We start from the raw sequence: 17750 nt of genomic DNA on the forward strand, positions 1-17750 counted from the left end.
ATAATGGATACAGATTAAAGATCAGAGGAGGAAAAGAATATGAATGGATTTACAAATTCATTGGAAGGCTTATTAACTTCATTTTTAGCCTTTTTACCGCGTCTCTTAGGAGCTTTATTATTGGTCGTTCTGGCATGGGTACTTGCATCGGTGGTGAAGAAAGGGATTGTTAAAGGGCTACAAGCACTGAACTTCAATCAAAAGTTAACCAAATGGGGAGTAGCTACAACGACAGATGATGGAAATCGGATGATTGAATCGATTGGTAAAGTGTTCTACTATCTCATCTGGCTCTTCTTTATTCCAGGTATTTTAGCTCAAATTGGAATGGCAAATATTGCTGCACCAATTACGAACATGTTTGACTCTTTCTTGGCATTCCTTCCAAAATTATTTGGAGCAGCGGTTATTTTAGCAATTGGCTACTTTATCGCAAAGTTTGTCAAAGAACTCGTTCAAAACTTACTGGAAACCATGAATATCGATCGTTTCCTTACGAAGTATAACGAAAAGACAAACACTCCCGTAAGTCAAATCGAAGGACAACGCTTTACAGTTGCTCGTGTATTAGCGAATACAGTTTTCGTTCTCATCTTGATTCCTGTTATTACGATGGCTCTGGAAACCTTGCAAATCCGCTCGATTTCCGAACCGATTGTTAACGTATTGAATCAAGTGTTGGCAGCGATCCCGAACATCCTTGTAGCAATCATCTTATTGATTGCAGGTGGATTAATCGCTAAAGTAATTGGTGATTTACTGGAAGGATTGCTAGCAAATTCCGGTATTAACAAATATTCACGGTTCCTCAGCACTGGTCCAAGCAGTCAAGTACGATTATCAAATGTAATTGCTAAGATTGTTCAAACCGTTGTGGTTGTGTTCTTCGTAGTAGAAGCATTGAATGCCTTGAACTTAGAAATCTTAAATCAAATCGGAATTGCGATTATCGCATATCTTCCATCTGTATTGATTGGTTTAATTATTCTAGGACTTGGGATTTTCGGTGGAAATGCTCTATCTGCTTTCATTAAAGACTCAACTGGAAGCACAATGACAGGTGAAGTCGTGAAGTATCTTCTCTACATCCTAGCGATTTTCATGACATTGGATCAACTGCAATTCGCTTCTTCCATTGTGAATACAGCCTTCTTGTTTATTATCGGTGGCCTAGCAGTTGCCTTCGCTCTAGCATTTGGATTAGGCGGAAGAGAATTTGCTAAACGTCAACTCGATAAATTCGACCGGAAGATTGAGGAAGAATCTAATAAAGTTGGTACTGGTGACAAAACAGAAACAGAAAAAGCAATCGATCCTACAGATCCAAATGGCTTATAAAAAATAAAGTAAAAATAAATCCCGTCAGATGAGAATCTGATGGGATTTTTCTTTACGAATAATAATCGTTTCGTTATACTTCAACTATAGATAATCAAATATTGAGCTTAATAAAATTAAAAAGGAAGGGTGAGAAAGATGCAGCTCAAATTTCGTTTTAAGAAAAATAGGAAGGGGAGCTTTCCTGAAGAACGAAAAGACCGGACCGAACATCTTCCCATCGAAACAGCAAAAGTTCCAGATGTCCTTATATTTCCTTTAGGTATGCATATCGGTGCACCAGCTGAAGCTGTGGTTGATGTAGGCGACCAAGTAAAGATGGGAACGCTGATTGGAAAAGGGAAAGATGGCATCTCTGCAAATATTATTTCTTCCGTTTCTGGAGAAGTAATCGCCATTTCCGAACGTGACACAATGAATGGTCCCGGTACTTGCATTGTCATCCGTAACGACCATAAAGATACAAAAGAAGTCCCCCTGTATGAAAAAAAGGAAACGTTATCAGCAGATGAGAAATTAGAGATTATCCGTAAAGCTGGAATTGTAGGAATGGGAGGAGCAACCTTTCCAACTGCTGTGAAAGCATCACCGAACCCGAAGAAGCCAATTGATACCATTATCCTGAATGGAGCTGAATGTGAGCTCTATTCAACCAGTGATCATCGACTCATGATTGAACATGCAGAAGAAATTATAAAAGGCGCCAGGGTTGTTCAAGAAATCCTGAAAGCTAAGAGAATATATATTGCCTTGGAAGATGATACCCCGGACTGTGAAGCGGCGCTAGAAGCCGCTATTGAGGATCATTCAGATATAGAAATGATTGTCCTTCCCACTATGTATCCACAAGGAGCAGAAAAAGTTCTAATAGAAAAAATTACGGGTCGAGAAGTACCAGCTGGCGGACTGCCAGCTGATGTGAGAGTCTTCCTGATGAATGTTGGAACCTCCCATGCCATTCATGAAGCAGTGAATCATGGGCTGCCTCTTGTAGAACGAGTCACAACGGTCTCTGGAGATCCAGTTGCCAAGGCGAAGAATTTGCGAGTACGAATCGGTACGCCCATTAACGCTCTGATTGAAGAGTGTGAAGGATTTGTCTCACCGCCTGGAAAACTGCTGCATGGTGGTCCCATGATGGGGAAACCATTAGCTTCAGCAGAAGTTCCTGTAACAAAGGGGACTGCAGCCATTACCTTTTTACATCCTGAGGAGACAGAACGAGAAGAGCAGACAGACTGCATTCGTTGCTCAGAGTGTATTAACGTTTGTCCCGTAAACCTGCAACCTATATTAATCAGTAATGCTTATGAACGAGGAGATATAGAGGAATCAGAACGATTAGGTGCGATGGACTGTATCGAATGCGGAAACTGTTCATTCATTTGTCCATCTAAGATTCCTTTGTTGGATAACATCAGGGGTGCGAAAGCAGCCATAAAAGCCAAGAACGCGGGGTGAGAGAAATGAGTGAGCAAATAAACGTTAACCAGCTGAAGAAAGACCCTTCGCCGCATCTATATGCTAAACCAAACTCCCAGTGGATTATGGTACAAGTGATTATTGCTTTGCTGTTTCCTACAGCATCGGCCGTCTATTTCTTCGGCTGGCGAGTGCTCCTTCTGATTGGGACGGGAATGGTCACTGCGGTTGCAGCTGAATACATTTTTCAAAAACTAGCTCGCAGAAAAAGTACGATTAAAGACTTGAGTGCAGTAGTGACCGGTTATTTATTGGCACTCAGCCTGCCGGTCACCGCACCTTTATGGACGGTCGTAATTGGGAGCTTGTTCGCTATTTTAGTTGTGAAGCAACTCCCAGGTGGAATTGGCAGGAATCTCTTTAATCCGGCAGTAGCTGCTCGGGTAATGTTAAAGGCATTCTTTTCCCCGTGGATTACAAATTGGGTGTTACCAGGACCAGATCTTGTCTCAACAGCCACTCCGTTAGAGTATATTGGAAACTTTACAAGTGAAGTAGCAGCTGAAGTGCCAGGGTTGTGGGATTTATTTATTGGTGTAGGAGTAGGGGGACCGGTTGGAGAAACATCTAAAGTAATGATTTTAATCGGGATGTTGTATTTGATTGGTAGAAAAATTATTCCTCCGACTATACCGCTTCTCTATCTCGCTGCTTTAGCGCTTGTAACGACTATTTACGGCGGCTTTAGTTTTCAGTACTTCATGACCCATGTTCTTAGCGGAACTGCATTCTTTGCGGCAACTTATATGGTGACCGACTACAGTTCACAACCCATTACCCCTGATGGGAAATTAGTCTTCGCGGTAGGGGCAGGGTTGCTTACAGGAATTCTTCGGATCGTAACTGACTTTCCCGGAGGAGTGGGATTCTCCATTTTAATCATGAACGCGTTGGCACCGCTCACTGACCGGTATCTTGCACCACGTATTTACGGACACAGGAAAAGAATTGAGAAGAATAACCCACTCCGTGAACGAGTTACCACAAAATAAAAAAGATATATAATAGGAAGAGATTATTTCGAACGCAGGAAATAATCTCTTTTTTTGGCTTGTATTGCTTGATTCTTCGGCAAAGTTCTGTCAGAATAACATAGGGTTAGAAACAGAACAAAAAAAATATTTTTTCTTGAAAATAACTTGCATTTTCAAAAGGAACTGTGTATACTAATAAAGTGCGAATTTTACAAAAGAGAAACGCGCAGGGGCTCTAGTGATAGAGTGCCATAGTGAAGAAACGAGAGGTTGCGACACGCCCGGACGCTTTGCCACGGCGGGCGAGGCCGGAAAATTTTCGTGGAGCTAGTCTTATGATTTACATATGACGAAGGAGGGAAATAAAATGGCAAAACAAAAGATTCGTATCCGTTTGAAAGCATATGAACACCGTGCACTGGATCAATCAGCAGACAAGATCGTAGAAACCGCAAAGAGAACAGGAGCTTCTGTTTCAGGTCCGATCCCATTGCCTACTGAAAGACAAGTTTACACAGTGATTCGCTCACCACACAAGTACAAAGATTCTCGTGAACAATTCGAGATGCGTACTCACAAACGTTTGATTGACATCATCAACCCAACTAGCAAAACAGTTGATGCATTGATGAAACTTGATCTACCATCTGGCGTAGACATCGAAATCAAACTATAATACATTGTTAACCCAAATTAAAAAAACTATTAAAATAACGGAGGTGTTACCATGACCAAAGGAATCTTAGGAAGAAAAGTAGGAATGACTCAATTCTTTACCGAAAACGGTGAACTAGTACCAGTAACTGTTATCGAAGCTACTCCAAACGTAGTAATGCAAGTAAAAACTATTGAAACGGACGGTTACGAAGCAGTTCAATTGGGATACCAAGAAATGCGTGAAGTATTGTCAAACAAACCTGCTAAAGGTCATGCAGTAAAAGCTAAAACTGCTCCTAAGCGCTTCATTAGAGAAATCAAGGATGTTGAGCTGGGAGAATACGAAGTTGGGAAAGAAATCAAAGTTGATGTATTTCAAGCAGGAGACATCATTGATGTCAGTGGTACATCTAAAGGACACGGTTTCCAAGGCGTAATCAAACGTCACGGACAATCTCGTGGACCAATGGCTCACGGATCTCGTTACCATCGTCGTCCTGGATCCATGGGTGCGGCTTCTGATCCGTCTCGTGTATTCAAAGGTAAAAACTTACCTGGACAAATGGGTGGCACTCGCGTAACCATTCAAAACCTAGAAATCGTTAAAGTTGATGCAGAAAAAAATGTTATCTTAATCAAAGGTAATGTTCCTGGATCTAAAAAATCTCTAATTGAAATCAAATCAGCTCGTAAAGCTGCTAAATAAGAATCGTAGAAAGGAGGAACGAGAAATATGCCTAACGTAAGTCTTTATAAACAAGATGGTACAATTAACGGTGAAATCACCCTTAACGCAGACATCTTCGGAATCGAACCAAACGAAAGTGTTGTATTTGATGCAATTCTAATGCAACGTGCTTCATTAAGACAAGGAACACACGCAGTTAAAAACCGTAGTGCAGTACGCGGTGGTGGACGTAAACCTTGGAGACAAAAAGGAACCGGACGTGCTCGTCAAGGATCAATCCGTTCCCCACAATGGGTTGGCGGTGGAGTGGTTTTCGGACCTACCCCTCGTTCTTACAAATATAAACTTAACAAAAAAGTTCGTCGCTTAGCTTTGAAATCTGTTCTTTCTGAGAAAGTTGCAGAAGGAAACTTGATCGTAGTAGAAAGCCTAGCATTAGACGCACCAAAAACAAAAGAATTTGCACGTGTGTTAAACAACTTGAACGTTGACTCCAAAGTATTGGTAGTCGTAGAAAATGACAACGACAACGTAGTATTGTCAGCTCGTAACATCCCTGCTGTAACAGTATTGGGTGAAAACGGCTTGAACGTACTTGATATCGTATCAAACAACAAAGTAGTATTGACGCAAGCTGCACTTTCTAAGGTAGAGGAGGCTCTTCAATAATGGAATTACATGATGTTATTTTACGTCCAATTATCACTGAAGCTTCTATGCTTGCAATGGACGAGAAGAAATATACCTTTGAAGTGGATGTTCGCGCTAATAAAGCTTTGGTAAAACAAGCAATCGAAAAATTGTTTGACGTAGAAGTTGAAAAAGTGAACATCATGAACGTGCGCGGTAAATTGAAACGTATGGGCCGTTACAAAGGCTATACAAGAAAACGCCGCAAAGCGATTGTTACTTTGACAGAAAAATCAAAAACAATCGAATTGTTCGACGAAGAATAAAACAGAACTTAAAAACCTAAACCATATAATATAGGAGGGACAAAACGTGGCGATTAAGAAGTACAAACCTACCACAAACGGCCGTCGTAATATGACCGGGTCCGATTTCGCGGAAATCACCAAAACTACTCCTGAGAAAACTTTGTTAGAAAAGAAAAGCAAACATGCTGGTCGTAATAACCAAGGTAAAATCACAGTACGTCACCAAGCTGGCGGACACAAACGTGCTTACCGTATTATCGACTTCAAACGTAACAAAGACGGCGTAGTTGGTATTGTAAATGCAATCGAATATGATCCAAACCGTAGCGCAAACATCGCATTGATCCATTACACGGACGGTGTGAAAGCCTACATCTTGGCTCCAAAAGGAATCCAAGTTGGACAACAAATTGAATCTGGAGTAAACGTTGATATCAAAGTAGGGAATGCAATGCCTTTGGCAAATGTCCCAGTTGGTACGTTTATCCATAACATCGAAACAAAACCTGGTAAAGGTGGACAATTAATTCGTTCCGCTGGTACAGGCGCTCAAGTATTGGGCCAAGAAGGAAAATACACCCTTGTTCGTTTGAACTCTGGTGAAGTTCGTATGATCCTTTCAACTTGTCGTGCAACTGTTGGTACAGTTGGTAACGAACAACACGAATTGATTAACATTGGTAAAGCTGGACGTAATCGCTGGTTAGGTAAGAGACCTACTGTTCGTGGATCTGTAATGAACCCTAACGATCACCCACACGGTGGTGGTGAAGGTAAGTCACCAATCGGTTTGAAATCACCTATGACTCCATGGGGCAAACCTGCACTTGGTATGAAGACACGTAACAAGAAAGCTAAGTCAAGCAAACTAATCGTTCGCGGACGTAAAAAATAATTACTAAAATAAAGTAGGAATACTGAAGAGGAACCGAAAGGAGGCTTCACCATGAGTCGCAGCTTGAAAAAAGGACCTTTCGTCGATGAACATCTTATGAAAAAGGTGGAAGCAGCAGGAAACAGCGAAAAGAAACAAGTTATCAAAACTTGGTCTCGTCGCTCAACAATTTTCCCATCATTCATCGGCCAAACAATTGCAGTGTATGACGGACGTAAGCATGTTCCGGTATACGTTCAAGAAGATATGGTAGGACACAAACTAGGGGAGTTCGCTCCTACAAGAACATACCGTGGTCACACGGCAGACGATAAGAAAACAGGACGTCGTTAATTACGAGGGGAGGAATTAAAATGGCAGAACAAATTACAGCTGCAAAAGCAACTGCTAACACTGTTCGCATCGCACCTCGTAAGGTTCGTTTAGTAGTGGATCTTATCAGAGGAAAAAGCATTGGAGAAGCAATCTCCATTCTGAAATTCACACCACGCGCTGCATCTCCTGCAGTAGAAAAAGTGTTGATGTCAGCTATCGCGAATGCAGAACATAATTATGACTTGAATATTGAAAACTTGGTAGTAAGTGAAGCTTATGTGAACGAAGGACCAACAATTAAACGTTTCCGTCCACGTGCAAAAGGTTCCGCTTCTCCAATCTTGAAACGTACAAGCCACATCACTGTAGTGGTATCAGAAAAGAAGGAGGGATAGTCTGTGGGTCAAAAAATAAATCCTAATGGTATGCGTGTTGGAATCATCCGTGACTGGGATGCGAAATGGTATGCAGAAAAAGATTTCGCTGATTTCTTACATGAAGACCTAAAAATTCGTGAATACATCGCTAAAAACCTAGCAGAAGCTTCTGTTTCTCGCGTAGAAATCGAACGCGCTGCTAACCGAGTGAACGTTTCCGTACATACTGCTAAACCAGGTATGGTAATTGGTAAAGGTGGTTCTGAAGTAGAAAAATTACGTAAAGAACTAAACAACCTAACTAACAAACGTGTTCACATCAACATCGTTGAAATTAAAAAACCTGATTTAGATGCTAAATTAGTAGCTGAAGGAATTGCAAAACAACTAGAAGGCCGTGTTGCTTTCCGTCGTGCGCAAAAACAAGCTATTCAACGTACAATGAGATCTGGCGCTCATGGGATCAAAACCATGGTATCCGGTCGTTTGAACGGTGCAGATATCGCTCGTGCAGAATCTTATTCTGAAGGAACTGTTCCTTTGCACACATTACGTGCAGATATTGACTACGCATGGGAAGAAGCAGATACAACTTACGGAAAACTAGGCGTTAAAGTTTGGATTTCTCGTGGAGAAGTATTACCAGGCCGTAAAGAAACTGAGAAAGGAGGGAAATAACCAATGTTAGTACCTAAACGTGTAAAACACCGTCGTGAATTCCGTGGAAAAATGCGCGGAGAAGCTAAAGGTGGTAAAGAAGTCGTATTCGGTGAATACGGATTACAAGCGGTAGATTCCAAATGGATCACTAACCGTCAAATCGAAGCTGCTCGTATTGCAATGACACGTTACATGAAACGTGGAGGGAAAGTTTGGATTAAAATCTTCCCTCATAAATCATATACATCCAAAGCTATCGGCGTTCGTATGGGTTCCGGTAAAGGAGCTCCAGAAGGATGGGTTGCACCAGTTAAACGTGGAAAAATCATGTTTGAAGTTGGCGGCGTATCCGAAGAAGTAGCACGTGAAGCTTTGCGTTTGGCATCTCACAAGTTGCCTATCAAAACTAAAATAGTAAAACGCACAGAAATTGGTGGTGAATCGAATGAAAGCTAATGAAATCAGACAATTATCCACTGCTGAAATGGTTGAAAAAGAAAAAGAGTTCAAAGAAGAGCTTTTCAATCTACGATTCCAACTTGCTACAGGGCAACTTGAAAATACTGCCCGCTTGAAAGAAGTACGCAAATCAATTGCTCGCATCAAAACAGTATTGCGTCAACAAGAGTTGCAAAATCTGTAATTCAGCAAAGGAGGTACGAATAAATGACTGAGGAACGTAACAAACGTAAAGTCTACCAAGGCCGCGTGGTTTCCGATAAGATGGACAAAACAATCACTGTTGAAGTTTCCACTTACAAAAATCACCCTCGCTACGGTAAACGCGTAAGATACTCAAAGAAATATAAAGCTCATGATGAAAACAACCAAGCAAAAATGGGTGACGTAGTAAGAATCATGGAAACTCGTCCATTGTCTGCAACGAAAAACTTCCGTTTGCTTGATATTGTTGAAGAGTCCGTTATTATCTAATAATAGAATGAATTCCTGTCCGGAAGGAGGATACTGAAGTGATACAAACAGAATCTCGTTTGAAAGTTGCCGATAACTCAGGCGCAAGAGAAGTCTTAGCGATCAAAGTTTTGGGTGGTTCAGGCCGTAAATATGCAAATATTGGTGACATTATTGTCGCAACAGTAAAACAAGCTACACCCGGTGGCGTTGTCAAAAAAGGTGATGTAGTGAAAGCTGTTATCGTGCGTACCAAAACTGGTGCTCACCGTAAAGATGGTTCATACATTAAATTTGATGAAAATGCATGTGTGATCATCCGTGATGACAAGAGCCCTCGTGGAACACGTATCTTTGGACCTGTTGCTCGTGAATTGCGTGACAACAACTTCATGAAGATCGTTTCCCTTGCTCCAGAAGTATTGTAAGATTTGATTGATTGAAGGAGGTGCAACATTTATGCACGTAAAAACTGGCGATAGAGTAAAAGTGATTACTGGTAAAGATAAAGGCAAAGAAGGAGTAATCCTTAAAACTTTCCCTAAAAAAGACCGCGTAATCGTAGAAGGTATCAACATTGCGAAGAAACACCGCAAGGCGTCTCAAGCAAATGTGACTGGTGGGATTCTTGAAGAAGAAGCATCTATCCATGTGTCTAATGTAATGTTGATTGATCCTAAGACTAACGAGCCTACAAAAGTGGGTTATAAAATCCAAGACGATAAAAAAGTTCGCGTTTCTAAAAAGACTGGCGAAATCATCGACTAATTATTGTAGAAAGGAGGATCTCATTCAATGAACCGTTTGAAAGAAAAATATCTAAGTGAAATTACACCATCTTTGATGGAAAAATTCGAATACTCTTCTACTATGGAAGTTCCTAAAGTAGAAAAAATTGTTATCAACATGGGTGTTGGTGATGCTGTAGCTAACGCTAAGAACCTCGAAAAAGCTGTGGAAGAACTAACTTTGATCGCTGGTCAAAAACCTGTTATTACACATGCTAAAAAATCAATTGCTGCATTCCGTTTACGTGAAGGTATGGCTATCGGAGCTAAAGTAACTCTACGTGGCGAAAGAATGTACGATTTCTTAGACAAACTTGTGACTGTTTCCTTGCCACGTGTACGTGACTTCCGTGGAATTAGCAAACGTTCCTTCGATGGACGTGGAAACTACACATTAGGTGTTAAAGAACAATTGATTTTCCCTGAAGTTGACTATGACCGAGTTGACAAAGTTCGCGGTATGGATATCGTTATCGTTACAACTGCAAACACAGATGAAGAATCAAGAGAATTATTAACACAATTAGGCATGCCATTCCAAAAATAAGCGAAGGAGGCGAAAAGACTTGGCTAAAAAATCAATGATTGCTAAAAACAAACGTCCTGCTAAATTCTCTACACAAGAGTATACTCGCTGTGAACGTTGCGGACGTCCACATTCCGTTTATCGTAAATTCAAGCTCTGCCGCATTTGCTTACGTGATCTTGCTTATAAAGGACAAATTCCTGGCATGAAAAAAGCAAGCTGGTAATCAACCATACCCGCAAGAAGGAGGTAAAAGTTAATGGTTATGACAGATCCAATCGCAGATTTCCTAACTCGTATTCGTAACGCTAACATGGTTCGCCATGCAAGCTTGGAAGTACCTGCTTCCAACGTGAAACTGGAAATTGCAAAAATCCTTAAAAATGAAGGATTCATCAAAAACTACGAAATCATCGAAGATGACAAACAAAACGTTATCCGTGTTTTCTTGAAATACGGTGTAAACAACGAACGTGTAATTACTGGCTTGAAACGTATTTCTAAACCAGGATTGCGTGTATATGCGAAAACTGGCGAAGTTCCTCGCGTTCTTAACGGACTAGGAATCGCTATCGTTTCAACATCACAAGGTGTTGTTACTGATAAAGAAGCAAGAGCTAAAAATATTGGTGGAGAAGTATTGGCTTACATTTGGTAATCCATACAATCCCCTTACAAAAATAGAAGGAGGTGCAGCCCTGTGAGTCGTATTGGTAATAAACTAGTCGAAATTCCAGCAGGCGTAACCGTTACTCAAAATGGAAACACTGTGACTGTCAAAGGTCCTAAAGGTGAATTGACACAAACAATCAGTGAACTAATTTCAATCAATATTGAAGGAAACATCGTTACATTTACTCGTCCTAACGAAGAAAAATTCACAAAATCTCTACATGGTACTACACGTGCATTGTTCAACAACATGGTAGTGGGTGTATCAGAAGGATTTAAGAAAGAATTGGACTTAGTTGGGGTTGGATACCGTGCTCAATTACAAGGAAGCAAGCTTGTATTGAACGTTGGATACTCTCATCCAGTTGAGTTTACACCAGAAGAAGGCGTTACTGTAGAAGTACCTTCTAACACTCGTATCGTTATTTCTGGATATGACAAAGAAAAAGTTGGCGCATTAGCAGCTAACGTTCGTGGCGTACGTCCACCTGAGCCATATAAAGGTAAAGGAATCAAGTACGTTGACGAAATCATCCGTCGTAAAGAAGGGAAGACCGGTAAATAATAACCGGCTATTCCTTCTTGCAAGTTGATTCATATTGAATAATAAAAAGAGGTGACAATTGTGATTAATAAACCAGATAAAAATAAAACACGTCAGTCTAGACACGCACGTGTAAGAAGAAAAATCTCTGGTACTGCAGAGTGCCCACGCTTGAATGTATTCCGTTCTAACAAACACATCTACGCTCAATTAATTGATGACGTAGCGGGTGTGACGCTAGCAAGTGCCTCTAGCAAGACAGACGTAACAGAAGATGTTACAAAAACAGACAGTGCCACAGTTGTAGGGAAACTTATTGCAGAACGTGGACTTGAAAAAGGCATCAAAGCTGTCAAATTTGACCGTGGCGGATACTTATACCATGGCCGTGTTCAAGCTTTAGCTGAAGCTGCTCGCGAAAATGGACTAGAATTCTAAGAAAAGGAGGATGCCCACTCATGGTATATATTGACCCAACTAATTTAGATTTAGAAGATCGCGTTGTTGCGATTAACCGTGTAACGAAAGTAGTTAAAGGTGGACGTAAGTTACGTTTTGCTGCTTTAGTTGTTGTCGGAGACAAAAATGGTCATGTTGGTTTCGGAACAGGAAAAGCAAACGAAGTTCCTGAAGCGATTCGTAAAGCTATTGAAGCTGCGAAGAAAAACTTGATCGAAGTACCTATCACAGGAAGCACAATCCCTCACCACGTAATTGGTCGTTTCAGCGGCGGTAACGTAATGTTGAAACCAGCTCTTGCGGGTTCTGGAGTATCTGCTGGAGGTCCTGTTCGTGCCGTTGTTGAATTGGCTGGTATCGCTGATATCACATCCAAGTCTCTTGGATCAAACACACCAATTAACATGGTACGTGCAACAATCGAAGGTTTAGTACAACTTAAAAAAGTTGAAGAAGTTGCTGCATTGCGCGGTAAAACTGTAGAAGAAATTCAAGGTTAAGGAGGATATACAAAATGGCAGAATTAAAGATCACTTTAAAACGCAGCTTGATTGGACGTCCTCAAAACCAAAAAGATACAGCTAAGGCTTTAGGGTTGACTAAAATCGGCAAAACTGTAGTAAAACCTGCTAATGATGCAATCAAAGGTATGGTTCAAACAGTAAATCATTTAATCGAAGTAGAAGAAATCAACTAATTGAATCAAAAATGAAGGAGGTGCCCAGTTACTATGAAACTTCATGAACTTGAAGCAACACAAGGTTCCCGTAAAGAACGCAATCGTGTAGGCCGTGGTTCTTCATCCGGTAACGGTAAAACTGCTGGTCGTGGACATAAAGGTCAAAAAGCACGTTCAGGTGGTGGCGTAAGACTAGGTTTTGAGGGTGGACAAAATCCATTGTTCCGTCGTATTCCAAAACGTGGATTTACAAACATTAACCGTAAGGACTATGCAATCATCAATCTTGATGACTTAAACCGTTTCGAAGAAGGCACGGAAGTAACACCAGCGTTGCTAATCGAAAGCAAAGTTGTTCGTGATGAAAAATCCGGCATCAAAGTTTTAGCAAAAGGTGCTGTAGAGAAAAAATTGACTGTTAAAGCTCATAAATTCTCCGAAGCAGCGAAGGAAGCAATTGAAGCTGCAGGTGGAACAGTAGAGGTGATCTAATGTTTACACTTCTGAAAAATGCATTTCAGGTGAAAGACATTAGGAACAGAATTTTCTTCACACTAGCAATGTTGATTGTATTCCGTATTGGAGCACACATCACCGTTCCTGGAGTGAACGCTGGTGCCATCCAAACGTTGGCATCAACAGGGTTATTCAGTCTACTGAACACCTTTGGCGGTGGAGCACTAAGTCAGTACTCCATCTTCGCTATGGGTGTTTCCCCATACATTACCGCTTCGATCGTCGTTCAACTCTTGCAGATGGACATTATTCCGAAATTTACGGAATGGTCCAAGCAAGGTGAAGTCGGTAGAAGAAAGTTAAACCAATCAACGAAATACTTAGCAGTTGTACTAGCATTTGTGCAATCCATCGGTATTTCTATCGGATTTAACCAACTATCAGATCTAGGGTTAATTAATAATCCAGGTATTCGTACCTATCTTATTATTGCTTTAATTATGACAGCTGGTTCTATGTTCGTTATTTTTATCGGTGATTCCATTACAATGCACGGAGTAGGGAACGGAACTTCTCTTATTATCTTCTCCGGTATTGTCGCTCGTGTTCCTGTTGATGTTGTTTCGTTCTATCAAGACCGCTTTGTCAATGCTGGTGATGATCTTACTAAAAATATTATCTTCACGATTGCATTGCTTGTAGCAATGGTGTTGGTCGTCATTTTTGTTGTATTTATTCAACAAGCGGAACGCAGAATTCCGGTTCAATATTCCAAACGAGCAACTGGCTCGAACCAAGCTGCTCATTTACCGCTGAAAATTAATTCGGCTGGAGTAATTCCGGTTATCTTTGCAAGTTCTTTCATGATGACGCCACAAACAATCCTTGGATTTTTTGCTGCAAACCATGGGGAAGCAACTTGGTATCAAGTAATGAATACAATCTTCAATTTCCGTGAACCAATTGGAGCTGCTATTTATACCATTTTGATTATCGTCTTCACGTATTTCTATGCTTTGATTCAGATTAATCCTGAAAAAATGGCAGAGAACTTACAAAAATCGGGTGCTTACATCCCAAGTGTTCGTCCCGGAAGAGGTACAGAAGAGTATATTACCGCTCTACTGATGCGTTTAAGCACAGTTGGTGCACTGTTCCTAGGTTTGATTGCTCTCTTGCCAATTGTTGCTTCGGCATTATGGAACCTTCCAGACTCATTAGCTCTTGGAGGAACTAGTCTTTTGATTATAGTGGGAACTGCATTAGATACCGCAAAGCAAATCGAAGGTCGAATGGTGAAACGCAATTATCAAGGGTTTATCCAAAAGTAAGCTGTGTGAGGGGATTTTTCCCCACCACAACTTGCAGGAAGATAAAGGAGAGGAACAAACCAAATGAACAAGAACTTAATTATTACCGGTCTGCCAGGCGCTGGAAAAGGTACCCAAGCAGAGCGTATTGTTGAAACCTACAATATTCCGCATATTTCTACTGGAGATATGTTCCGTGCGGCTATCAAGAACCAAACTGCCTTAGGTTTAGAAGCAAAAGCTTATATGGACCAAGGAAATTTAGTTCCAGATGAAGTAACCAACGGAATCGTGAAGGAACGTTTAGCGGAAGATGATACAAAAAATGGCTTTTTATTAGATGGTTTCCCTCGTACAATGGACCAAGCGCAAGCTTTGGAACAAATTATGGTTGAACTAGATCGTAAGATTGATGCAGTCATTAATATCGAAGTAAACACAGATGTTATCAAAGCTCGTTTATCAGGCAGAGTAATTTGCCGGAACTGTGGCGCCACTTATCACAAATTAAACCATCCACCAAAAGTAGACGGCGTTTGTGATCGTTGTGGAAGTACAGATTTGTATCAACGTGAAGACGACAAACCTGAAACCGTAGAAAACCGGATTCGCGTCAATCAAGAACAATCACAACCAATCATCAAGTTTTATGGGGACAAAGGCATCCTACATACAGTTGATGGAGAAATTGGAATTGAGAATGTCTTTACCGAGATCCAAAACATTATTGGTTAAGTATTGAGGTTGATTAGAAAAGTATTTTCTTTGCAAATGTATCGTGTTATGTTATAATCTAACAGTTAGTGTAAAATAATACTTAGATAAGATATTCATCGGCTTAACACAATGTGAGGAGGGGTAAAAGATGGCGAAAGATGATGTTATTGAAATTGAAGGAGTAGTCGCTGAAACTTTGCCGAACGCAATGTTTAAGGTAGAGCTTGAGAATGGCCATGTTGTGCTCGCACATGTATCTGGTAAAATTCGGATGAACTACATTCGTATTCTTCCAGGAGATAAAGTTACGGTGGAATTGTCTCCGTATGATCTCACACGCGGTCGTATCACCTATCGTTTCAAATAATTGCACTCCATCATTTTAAAGGAGGATATTAAAAAATGAAAGTAAGAGCATCAGTAAAACCTATCTGCGAAAAATGTAAAGTTATTCGTAGAAATGGCCGTGTTATGGTGATTTGTGAAAATCCTAAACACAAACAACGTCAAGGATAATTTTAAGGAGGTGCCAGTAAATGGCTCGTATCGCTGGAGTAGATATTCCGCGTGATAAACGCATCGTTATTTCATTAACTTATATTTACGGGATCGGATCAACAACTGCTCAGAAACTTCTTGAAGCAGCAAACGTTTCTGAAGATACTCGCGTTCGTGACTTAACAAACGATGAATTGGACCGCATCCGTGCTGAAGTAGACAAGCTTAAAGTTGAAGGTGACTTACGTCGTGAAGTAAACTTGAACATCAAACGCTTGATCGAAATCGGTTCTTACAGAGGAATCCGTCACCGTCGTGGTTTGCCTGTTCGCGGACAAAACACTAAAAACAATGCACGTACCCGTAAAGGTCCTGCAAAAGCAATCGCTGGTAAGAAAAAATAATAATTGAGTGAAGGAGGTTAACACTTCATGGCTAATAAAAAAGTATCACGCAAACGTCGTGTGAGAAAAAACATTGAAACTGGTGTAGCACATATTCGTTCTACATTTAACAACACAATCGTTATGATTACAGACGTACATGGTAATGCTGTTTCTTGGTCTTCTGCAGGTGCGCTAGGGTTCAGAGGTTCTCGTAAATCTACTCCTTTCGCAGCACAAATGGCTGCTGAAGCTGCAGCAAAAGTTTGTATGGAACATGGTATGAAGTCTGTTGAAGTAGCAGTTAAAGGTCCTGGTTCTGGACGTGAAGCAGCAATCCGTTCTTTACAAGCTACTGGATTAGAAGTTACTGCTATTCGTGACGTAACACCTATTCCGCATAACGGATGCCGCCCACCAAAACGTCGTCGGGTATAATACCTATCTTGTATCCAACTGTTAGTTATCACAATGGACTCATTAGGATGAACGAACCGTTTTGAAAGGGGTAAATTGACATATGATCGAAATTGAAAAACCAAGAATCGAAACGATTGAGATCAGCGAGGATGCTAAGTTTGGCAAATTCGTTGTAGAGCCACTTGAACGGGGATATGGGACAACACTAGGTAACTCATTACGTCGTATCTTGTTGTCATCTTTGCCAGGTACAGCAGTTTCTACGATTCAAATCGATGGTATTCTGCATGAATTTTCAACAATTGATGGTGTGTTAGAAGATGTAACGCAAGTTGTTTTGAACATGAAACAATTAGCATTGAAATTCTATACCGATGAAGATAAGACACTGGAAATCGACATTAAAGGTCCTGCATTTGTAACAGCTGCGGACATCAATCATGACAGTGACGTGGAAATATTAAATCCTGATTTATATATTTGTACGGTTGCAGAAGATGCACAATTCCATGTGCGTATGGATGCAAAAAATGGCCGTGGTTATGTACGTGCCGAACATAATAAAACGGATGACATGCCAATTGGCGTTATTCCGATCGATTCGATTTTCACCCCAGTTAATAAGGTGAACTATCAAGTTGAAAATACTCGTATCGGTCAAAAAAATGTCTATGATAAATTAACCCTAGATGTATGGACAGACGGTTCCGTTAGTCCAGAAGAAGCGGTTAGTTTAGCTGCGAAAATTCTGACTGAACATTTGAATATCTTTGTTAACTTAACTGACGAAGCTCGCAAGGCTGAAGTAATGGTTGAGAAGGAAGAAACTCAAAAAGAGAAAATGCTTGAAATGACCATCGAAGAACTCGATCTTTCTGTTCGTTCTTACAACTGTCTGAAACGTGCAGGAATTAATACCATTCAGGAACTGACTGACAAGTCAGAAGCAGAAATGATTAAAGTACGTAATCTAGGACGTAAATCACTTGAAGAAGTGAAAAATAAGCTAGTTGAACTAGACTTATCTTTGCGCCAAGATGACTAGTACGTAAGTAAAGGAGG

The 17750-nt window shown here is 40.7% G+C and carries 31 protein-coding genes; all 31 read left to right on the forward strand.

What is annotated here, in order from left to right:
* The first annotated feature begins 39 nt into the window (after nucleotides 1-39).
* The 31 genes from PVE40_RS02505 (at nucleotide 40) to PVE40_RS02655 (ending at nucleotide 17733) form a co-directional block, all read left to right on the forward strand.
* Complete coding sequence (locus PVE40_RS02505; protein WP_274730294.1) at nucleotides 40-1338, forward strand: mechanosensitive ion channel; 1299 nt, start codon at nucleotides 40-42, stop codon at nucleotides 1336-1338.
* A 138-nt stretch (nucleotides 1339-1476) separates the two neighbouring features.
* Nucleotides 1477-2799 carry an electron transport complex subunit RsxC gene (rsxC, locus tag PVE40_RS02510; RefSeq protein WP_274730295.1) on the forward strand — a complete coding sequence of 441 codons (1323 nt, stop codon included), beginning with the start codon at nucleotides 1477-1479 and terminating at the stop codon, nucleotides 2797-2799.
* A 5-nt stretch (nucleotides 2800-2804) separates the two neighbouring features.
* Complete coding sequence (locus PVE40_RS02515) at nucleotides 2805-3812, forward strand: RnfABCDGE type electron transport complex subunit D (protein WP_274730296.1); 1008 nt, start codon at nucleotides 2805-2807, stop codon at nucleotides 3810-3812.
* A gap of 349 nt (nucleotides 3813-4161) precedes the next feature.
* Nucleotides 4162-4470 carry a 30S ribosomal protein S10 gene (rpsJ, locus tag PVE40_RS02520; RefSeq protein ID WP_274730297.1) on the forward strand — a complete coding sequence of 103 codons (309 nt, stop codon included), beginning with the start codon at nucleotides 4162-4164 and terminating at the stop codon, nucleotides 4468-4470.
* Nucleotides 4471-4521: 51 nt separating this feature from the next.
* The gene (rplC, locus tag PVE40_RS02525; RefSeq protein ID WP_274730298.1) at nucleotides 4522-5157 is read left to right on the forward strand and encodes a 50S ribosomal protein L3; all 636 of its coding nucleotides are present in this window, start codon (nucleotides 4522-4524) and stop codon (nucleotides 5155-5157) included.
* A gap of 27 nt (nucleotides 5158-5184) precedes the next feature.
* On the forward strand, nucleotides 5185-5808 hold the full coding sequence (rplD, locus tag PVE40_RS02530; RefSeq protein ID WP_274730299.1) for a 50S ribosomal protein L4: 624 nt from the start codon (nucleotides 5185-5187) through the stop codon (nucleotides 5806-5808).
* A complete protein-coding gene (rplW, locus tag PVE40_RS02535; protein WP_274730300.1) occupies nucleotides 5808-6095 on the forward strand; it encodes a 50S ribosomal protein L23 in 288 nt (95 codons plus the stop codon). Before rplD ends, rplW begins: the two co-directional genes overlap by 1 nt.
* 46 nt (nucleotides 6096-6141) lie before the next feature.
* The gene (rplB, locus tag PVE40_RS02540) at nucleotides 6142-6972 is read left to right on the forward strand and encodes a 50S ribosomal protein L2 (RefSeq protein WP_274730301.1); all 831 of its coding nucleotides are present in this window, start codon (nucleotides 6142-6144) and stop codon (nucleotides 6970-6972) included.
* Between the two features lie 51 nt (nucleotides 6973-7023).
* Entirely contained in the window at nucleotides 7024-7305 is a 282-nt protein-coding gene (gene rpsS, locus PVE40_RS02545) for a 30S ribosomal protein S19 (protein ID WP_274730302.1), read from the forward strand.
* Nucleotides 7306-7325: 20 nt separating this feature from the next.
* Nucleotides 7326-7682 (forward strand): 50S ribosomal protein L22, encoded by a 357-nt coding sequence (gene rplV / locus PVE40_RS02550; RefSeq protein ID WP_274730303.1) that lies wholly within the window; start codon nucleotides 7326-7328, stop codon nucleotides 7680-7682.
* 3 nt (nucleotides 7683-7685) lie between these two features.
* The gene (gene rpsC, locus PVE40_RS02555; RefSeq protein WP_274730304.1) at nucleotides 7686-8342 is read left to right on the forward strand and encodes a 30S ribosomal protein S3; all 657 of its coding nucleotides are present in this window, start codon (nucleotides 7686-7688) and stop codon (nucleotides 8340-8342) included.
* Between the two features lie 3 nt (nucleotides 8343-8345).
* Nucleotides 8346-8780, forward strand: a complete 435-nt coding sequence (rplP, locus tag PVE40_RS02560) for a 50S ribosomal protein L16 (RefSeq protein WP_126108899.1) — start codon at nucleotides 8346-8348, stop codon at nucleotides 8778-8780.
* Nucleotides 8770-8967, forward strand: a complete 198-nt coding sequence (rpmC, locus tag PVE40_RS02565) for a 50S ribosomal protein L29 (protein WP_274730305.1) — start codon at nucleotides 8770-8772, stop codon at nucleotides 8965-8967. Before rplP ends, rpmC begins: the two co-directional genes overlap by 11 nt.
* Before the next feature lie 23 nt (nucleotides 8968-8990).
* Nucleotides 8991-9257 carry a 30S ribosomal protein S17 gene (gene rpsQ / locus PVE40_RS02570; RefSeq protein WP_274730306.1) on the forward strand — a complete coding sequence of 89 codons (267 nt, stop codon included), beginning with the start codon at nucleotides 8991-8993 and terminating at the stop codon, nucleotides 9255-9257.
* 38 nt (nucleotides 9258-9295) lie between these two features.
* A complete protein-coding gene (gene rplN / locus PVE40_RS02575) occupies nucleotides 9296-9664 on the forward strand; it encodes a 50S ribosomal protein L14 (protein WP_274730307.1) in 369 nt (122 codons plus the stop codon).
* A gap of 31 nt (nucleotides 9665-9695) precedes the next feature.
* Nucleotides 9696-10004, forward strand: a complete 309-nt coding sequence (rplX, locus tag PVE40_RS02580) for a 50S ribosomal protein L24 (RefSeq protein WP_274730308.1) — start codon at nucleotides 9696-9698, stop codon at nucleotides 10002-10004.
* A gap of 27 nt (nucleotides 10005-10031) precedes the next feature.
* A complete protein-coding gene (rplE, locus tag PVE40_RS02585; RefSeq protein ID WP_274730309.1) occupies nucleotides 10032-10571 on the forward strand; it encodes a 50S ribosomal protein L5 in 540 nt (179 codons plus the stop codon).
* Nucleotides 10572-10590: 19 nt separating this feature from the next.
* Nucleotides 10591-10776: a type Z 30S ribosomal protein S14 gene (locus PVE40_RS02590; protein WP_274730310.1), complete on the forward strand. Its 186-nt coding sequence runs from the start codon at nucleotides 10591-10593 to the stop codon at nucleotides 10774-10776.
* Between the two features lie 33 nt (nucleotides 10777-10809).
* On the forward strand, nucleotides 10810-11208 hold the full coding sequence (gene rpsH / locus PVE40_RS02595; RefSeq protein ID WP_274730311.1) for a 30S ribosomal protein S8: 399 nt from the start codon (nucleotides 10810-10812) through the stop codon (nucleotides 11206-11208).
* Between the two features lie 42 nt (nucleotides 11209-11250).
* The gene (gene rplF, locus PVE40_RS02600) at nucleotides 11251-11787 is read left to right on the forward strand and encodes a 50S ribosomal protein L6 (RefSeq protein WP_274730312.1); all 537 of its coding nucleotides are present in this window, start codon (nucleotides 11251-11253) and stop codon (nucleotides 11785-11787) included.
* Between the two features lie 60 nt (nucleotides 11788-11847).
* Nucleotides 11848-12204 (forward strand): 50S ribosomal protein L18, encoded by a 357-nt coding sequence (gene rplR / locus PVE40_RS02605; RefSeq protein WP_274730313.1) that lies wholly within the window; start codon nucleotides 11848-11850, stop codon nucleotides 12202-12204.
* Nucleotides 12205-12224: 20 nt separating this feature from the next.
* Nucleotides 12225-12725 (forward strand): 30S ribosomal protein S5, encoded by a 501-nt coding sequence (gene rpsE, locus PVE40_RS02610; protein ID WP_274730314.1) that lies wholly within the window; start codon nucleotides 12225-12227, stop codon nucleotides 12723-12725.
* 14 nt (nucleotides 12726-12739) lie between these two features.
* Nucleotides 12740-12922, forward strand: a complete 183-nt coding sequence (gene rpmD, locus PVE40_RS02615) for a 50S ribosomal protein L30 (protein WP_274730315.1) — start codon at nucleotides 12740-12742, stop codon at nucleotides 12920-12922.
* Between the two features lie 33 nt (nucleotides 12923-12955).
* Nucleotides 12956-13396, forward strand: coding sequence for a 50S ribosomal protein L15 (gene rplO / locus PVE40_RS02620; protein ID WP_274730316.1), 441 nt, complete (start codon nucleotides 12956-12958; stop codon nucleotides 13394-13396).
* Nucleotides 13396-14691: a preprotein translocase subunit SecY gene (gene secY / locus PVE40_RS02625; protein ID WP_274730317.1), complete on the forward strand. Its 1296-nt coding sequence runs from the start codon at nucleotides 13396-13398 to the stop codon at nucleotides 14689-14691. Before rplO ends, secY begins: the two co-directional genes overlap by 1 nt.
* A gap of 63 nt (nucleotides 14692-14754) precedes the next feature.
* The gene (locus PVE40_RS02630; protein ID WP_274730318.1) at nucleotides 14755-15405 is read left to right on the forward strand and encodes an adenylate kinase; all 651 of its coding nucleotides are present in this window, start codon (nucleotides 14755-14757) and stop codon (nucleotides 15403-15405) included.
* A 130-nt stretch (nucleotides 15406-15535) separates the two neighbouring features.
* Nucleotides 15536-15754, forward strand: coding sequence for a translation initiation factor IF-1 (gene infA, locus PVE40_RS02635; protein ID WP_274730319.1), 219 nt, complete (start codon nucleotides 15536-15538; stop codon nucleotides 15752-15754).
* Nucleotides 15755-15789: 35 nt separating this feature from the next.
* Nucleotides 15790-15903, forward strand: a complete 114-nt coding sequence (gene rpmJ / locus PVE40_RS02640) for a 50S ribosomal protein L36 (protein WP_062470716.1) — start codon at nucleotides 15790-15792, stop codon at nucleotides 15901-15903.
* Nucleotides 15904-15923: 20 nt separating this feature from the next.
* On the forward strand, nucleotides 15924-16289 hold the full coding sequence (gene rpsM / locus PVE40_RS02645; RefSeq protein WP_274730320.1) for a 30S ribosomal protein S13: 366 nt from the start codon (nucleotides 15924-15926) through the stop codon (nucleotides 16287-16289).
* A 27-nt stretch (nucleotides 16290-16316) separates the two neighbouring features.
* Nucleotides 16317-16706 carry a 30S ribosomal protein S11 gene (gene rpsK, locus PVE40_RS02650; protein WP_274730321.1) on the forward strand — a complete coding sequence of 130 codons (390 nt, stop codon included), beginning with the start codon at nucleotides 16317-16319 and terminating at the stop codon, nucleotides 16704-16706.
* A gap of 82 nt (nucleotides 16707-16788) precedes the next feature.
* Nucleotides 16789-17733, forward strand: coding sequence for a DNA-directed RNA polymerase subunit alpha (locus tag PVE40_RS02655; RefSeq protein WP_274730322.1), 945 nt, complete (start codon nucleotides 16789-16791; stop codon nucleotides 17731-17733).
* Nucleotides 17734-17750 lie beyond the last annotated feature (17 nt).

Origin of the sequence: Jeotgalibaca caeni (genome assembly GCF_028863945.1) — a bacterium.
Classification (GTDB): Bacteria; Bacillota; Bacilli; order Lactobacillales; family Aerococcaceae; genus Jeotgalibaca; species Jeotgalibaca caeni.

Bases quoted from the DNA above. Each gene is read 5' to 3' on its own strand.
- rplD (WP_274730299.1), top strand. From the start codon at position 5,185: ATGCCTAACGTAAGTCTTTATAAACAAGATGGTACAATTAACGGTGAA.
- rpmC (WP_274730305.1), top strand. From the start codon at position 8,770: ATGAAAGCTAATGAAATCAGACAATTATCCACTGCTGAAATGGTTGAA.
- rpsQ (WP_274730306.1), top strand. From the start codon at position 8,991: ATGACTGAGGAACGTAACAAACGTAAAGTCTACCAAGGCCGCGTGGTT.
- PVE40_RS02505 (WP_274730294.1), top strand. From the start codon at position 40: ATGAATGGATTTACAAATTCATTGGAAGGCTTATTAACTTCATTTTTA.
- rplP (WP_126108899.1), top strand. From the start codon at position 8,346: ATGTTAGTACCTAAACGTGTAAAACACCGTCGTGAATTCCGTGGAAAA.
- rsxC (WP_274730295.1), top strand. From the start codon at position 1,477: ATGCAGCTCAAATTTCGTTTTAAGAAAAATAGGAAGGGGAGCTTTCCT.
- rpmD (WP_274730315.1), top strand. From the start codon at position 12,740: ATGGCAGAATTAAAGATCACTTTAAAACGCAGCTTGATTGGACGTCCT.
- rpmJ (WP_062470716.1), top strand. From the start codon at position 15,790: ATGAAAGTAAGAGCATCAGTAAAACCTATCTGCGAAAAATGTAAAGTT.
- rplW (WP_274730300.1), top strand. From the start codon at position 5,808: ATGGAATTACATGATGTTATTTTACGTCCAATTATCACTGAAGCTTCT.
- rpsK (WP_274730321.1), top strand. From the start codon at position 16,317: ATGGCTAATAAAAAAGTATCACGCAAACGTCGTGTGAGAAAAAACATT.
- rpsM (WP_274730320.1), top strand. From the start codon at position 15,924: ATGGCTCGTATCGCTGGAGTAGATATTCCGCGTGATAAACGCATCGTT.
- rplX (WP_274730308.1), top strand. From the start codon at position 9,696: ATGCACGTAAAAACTGGCGATAGAGTAAAAGTGATTACTGGTAAAGAT.
- rplE (WP_274730309.1), top strand. From the start codon at position 10,032: ATGAACCGTTTGAAAGAAAAATATCTAAGTGAAATTACACCATCTTTG.
- rplV (WP_274730303.1), top strand. From the start codon at position 7,326: ATGGCAGAACAAATTACAGCTGCAAAAGCAACTGCTAACACTGTTCGC.
- rplO (WP_274730316.1), top strand. From the start codon at position 12,956: ATGAAACTTCATGAACTTGAAGCAACACAAGGTTCCCGTAAAGAACGC.
- PVE40_RS02515 (WP_274730296.1), top strand. From the start codon at position 2,805: ATGAGTGAGCAAATAAACGTTAACCAGCTGAAGAAAGACCCTTCGCCG.
- rpsH (WP_274730311.1), top strand. From the start codon at position 10,810: ATGGTTATGACAGATCCAATCGCAGATTTCCTAACTCGTATTCGTAAC.
- infA (WP_274730319.1), top strand. From the start codon at position 15,536: ATGGCGAAAGATGATGTTATTGAAATTGAAGGAGTAGTCGCTGAAACT.
- PVE40_RS02655 (WP_274730322.1), top strand. From the start codon at position 16,789: ATGATCGAAATTGAAAAACCAAGAATCGAAACGATTGAGATCAGCGAG.
- PVE40_RS02630 (WP_274730318.1), top strand. From the start codon at position 14,755: ATGAACAAGAACTTAATTATTACCGGTCTGCCAGGCGCTGGAAAAGGT.
- rpsE (WP_274730314.1), top strand. From the start codon at position 12,225: ATGGTATATATTGACCCAACTAATTTAGATTTAGAAGATCGCGTTGTT.
- rpsS (WP_274730302.1), top strand. From the start codon at position 7,024: ATGAGTCGCAGCTTGAAAAAAGGACCTTTCGTCGATGAACATCTTATG.
- rplC (WP_274730298.1), top strand. From the start codon at position 4,522: ATGACCAAAGGAATCTTAGGAAGAAAAGTAGGAATGACTCAATTCTTT.
- secY (WP_274730317.1), top strand. From the start codon at position 13,396: ATGTTTACACTTCTGAAAAATGCATTTCAGGTGAAAGACATTAGGAAC.
- rpsJ (WP_274730297.1), top strand. From the start codon at position 4,162: ATGGCAAAACAAAAGATTCGTATCCGTTTGAAAGCATATGAACACCGT.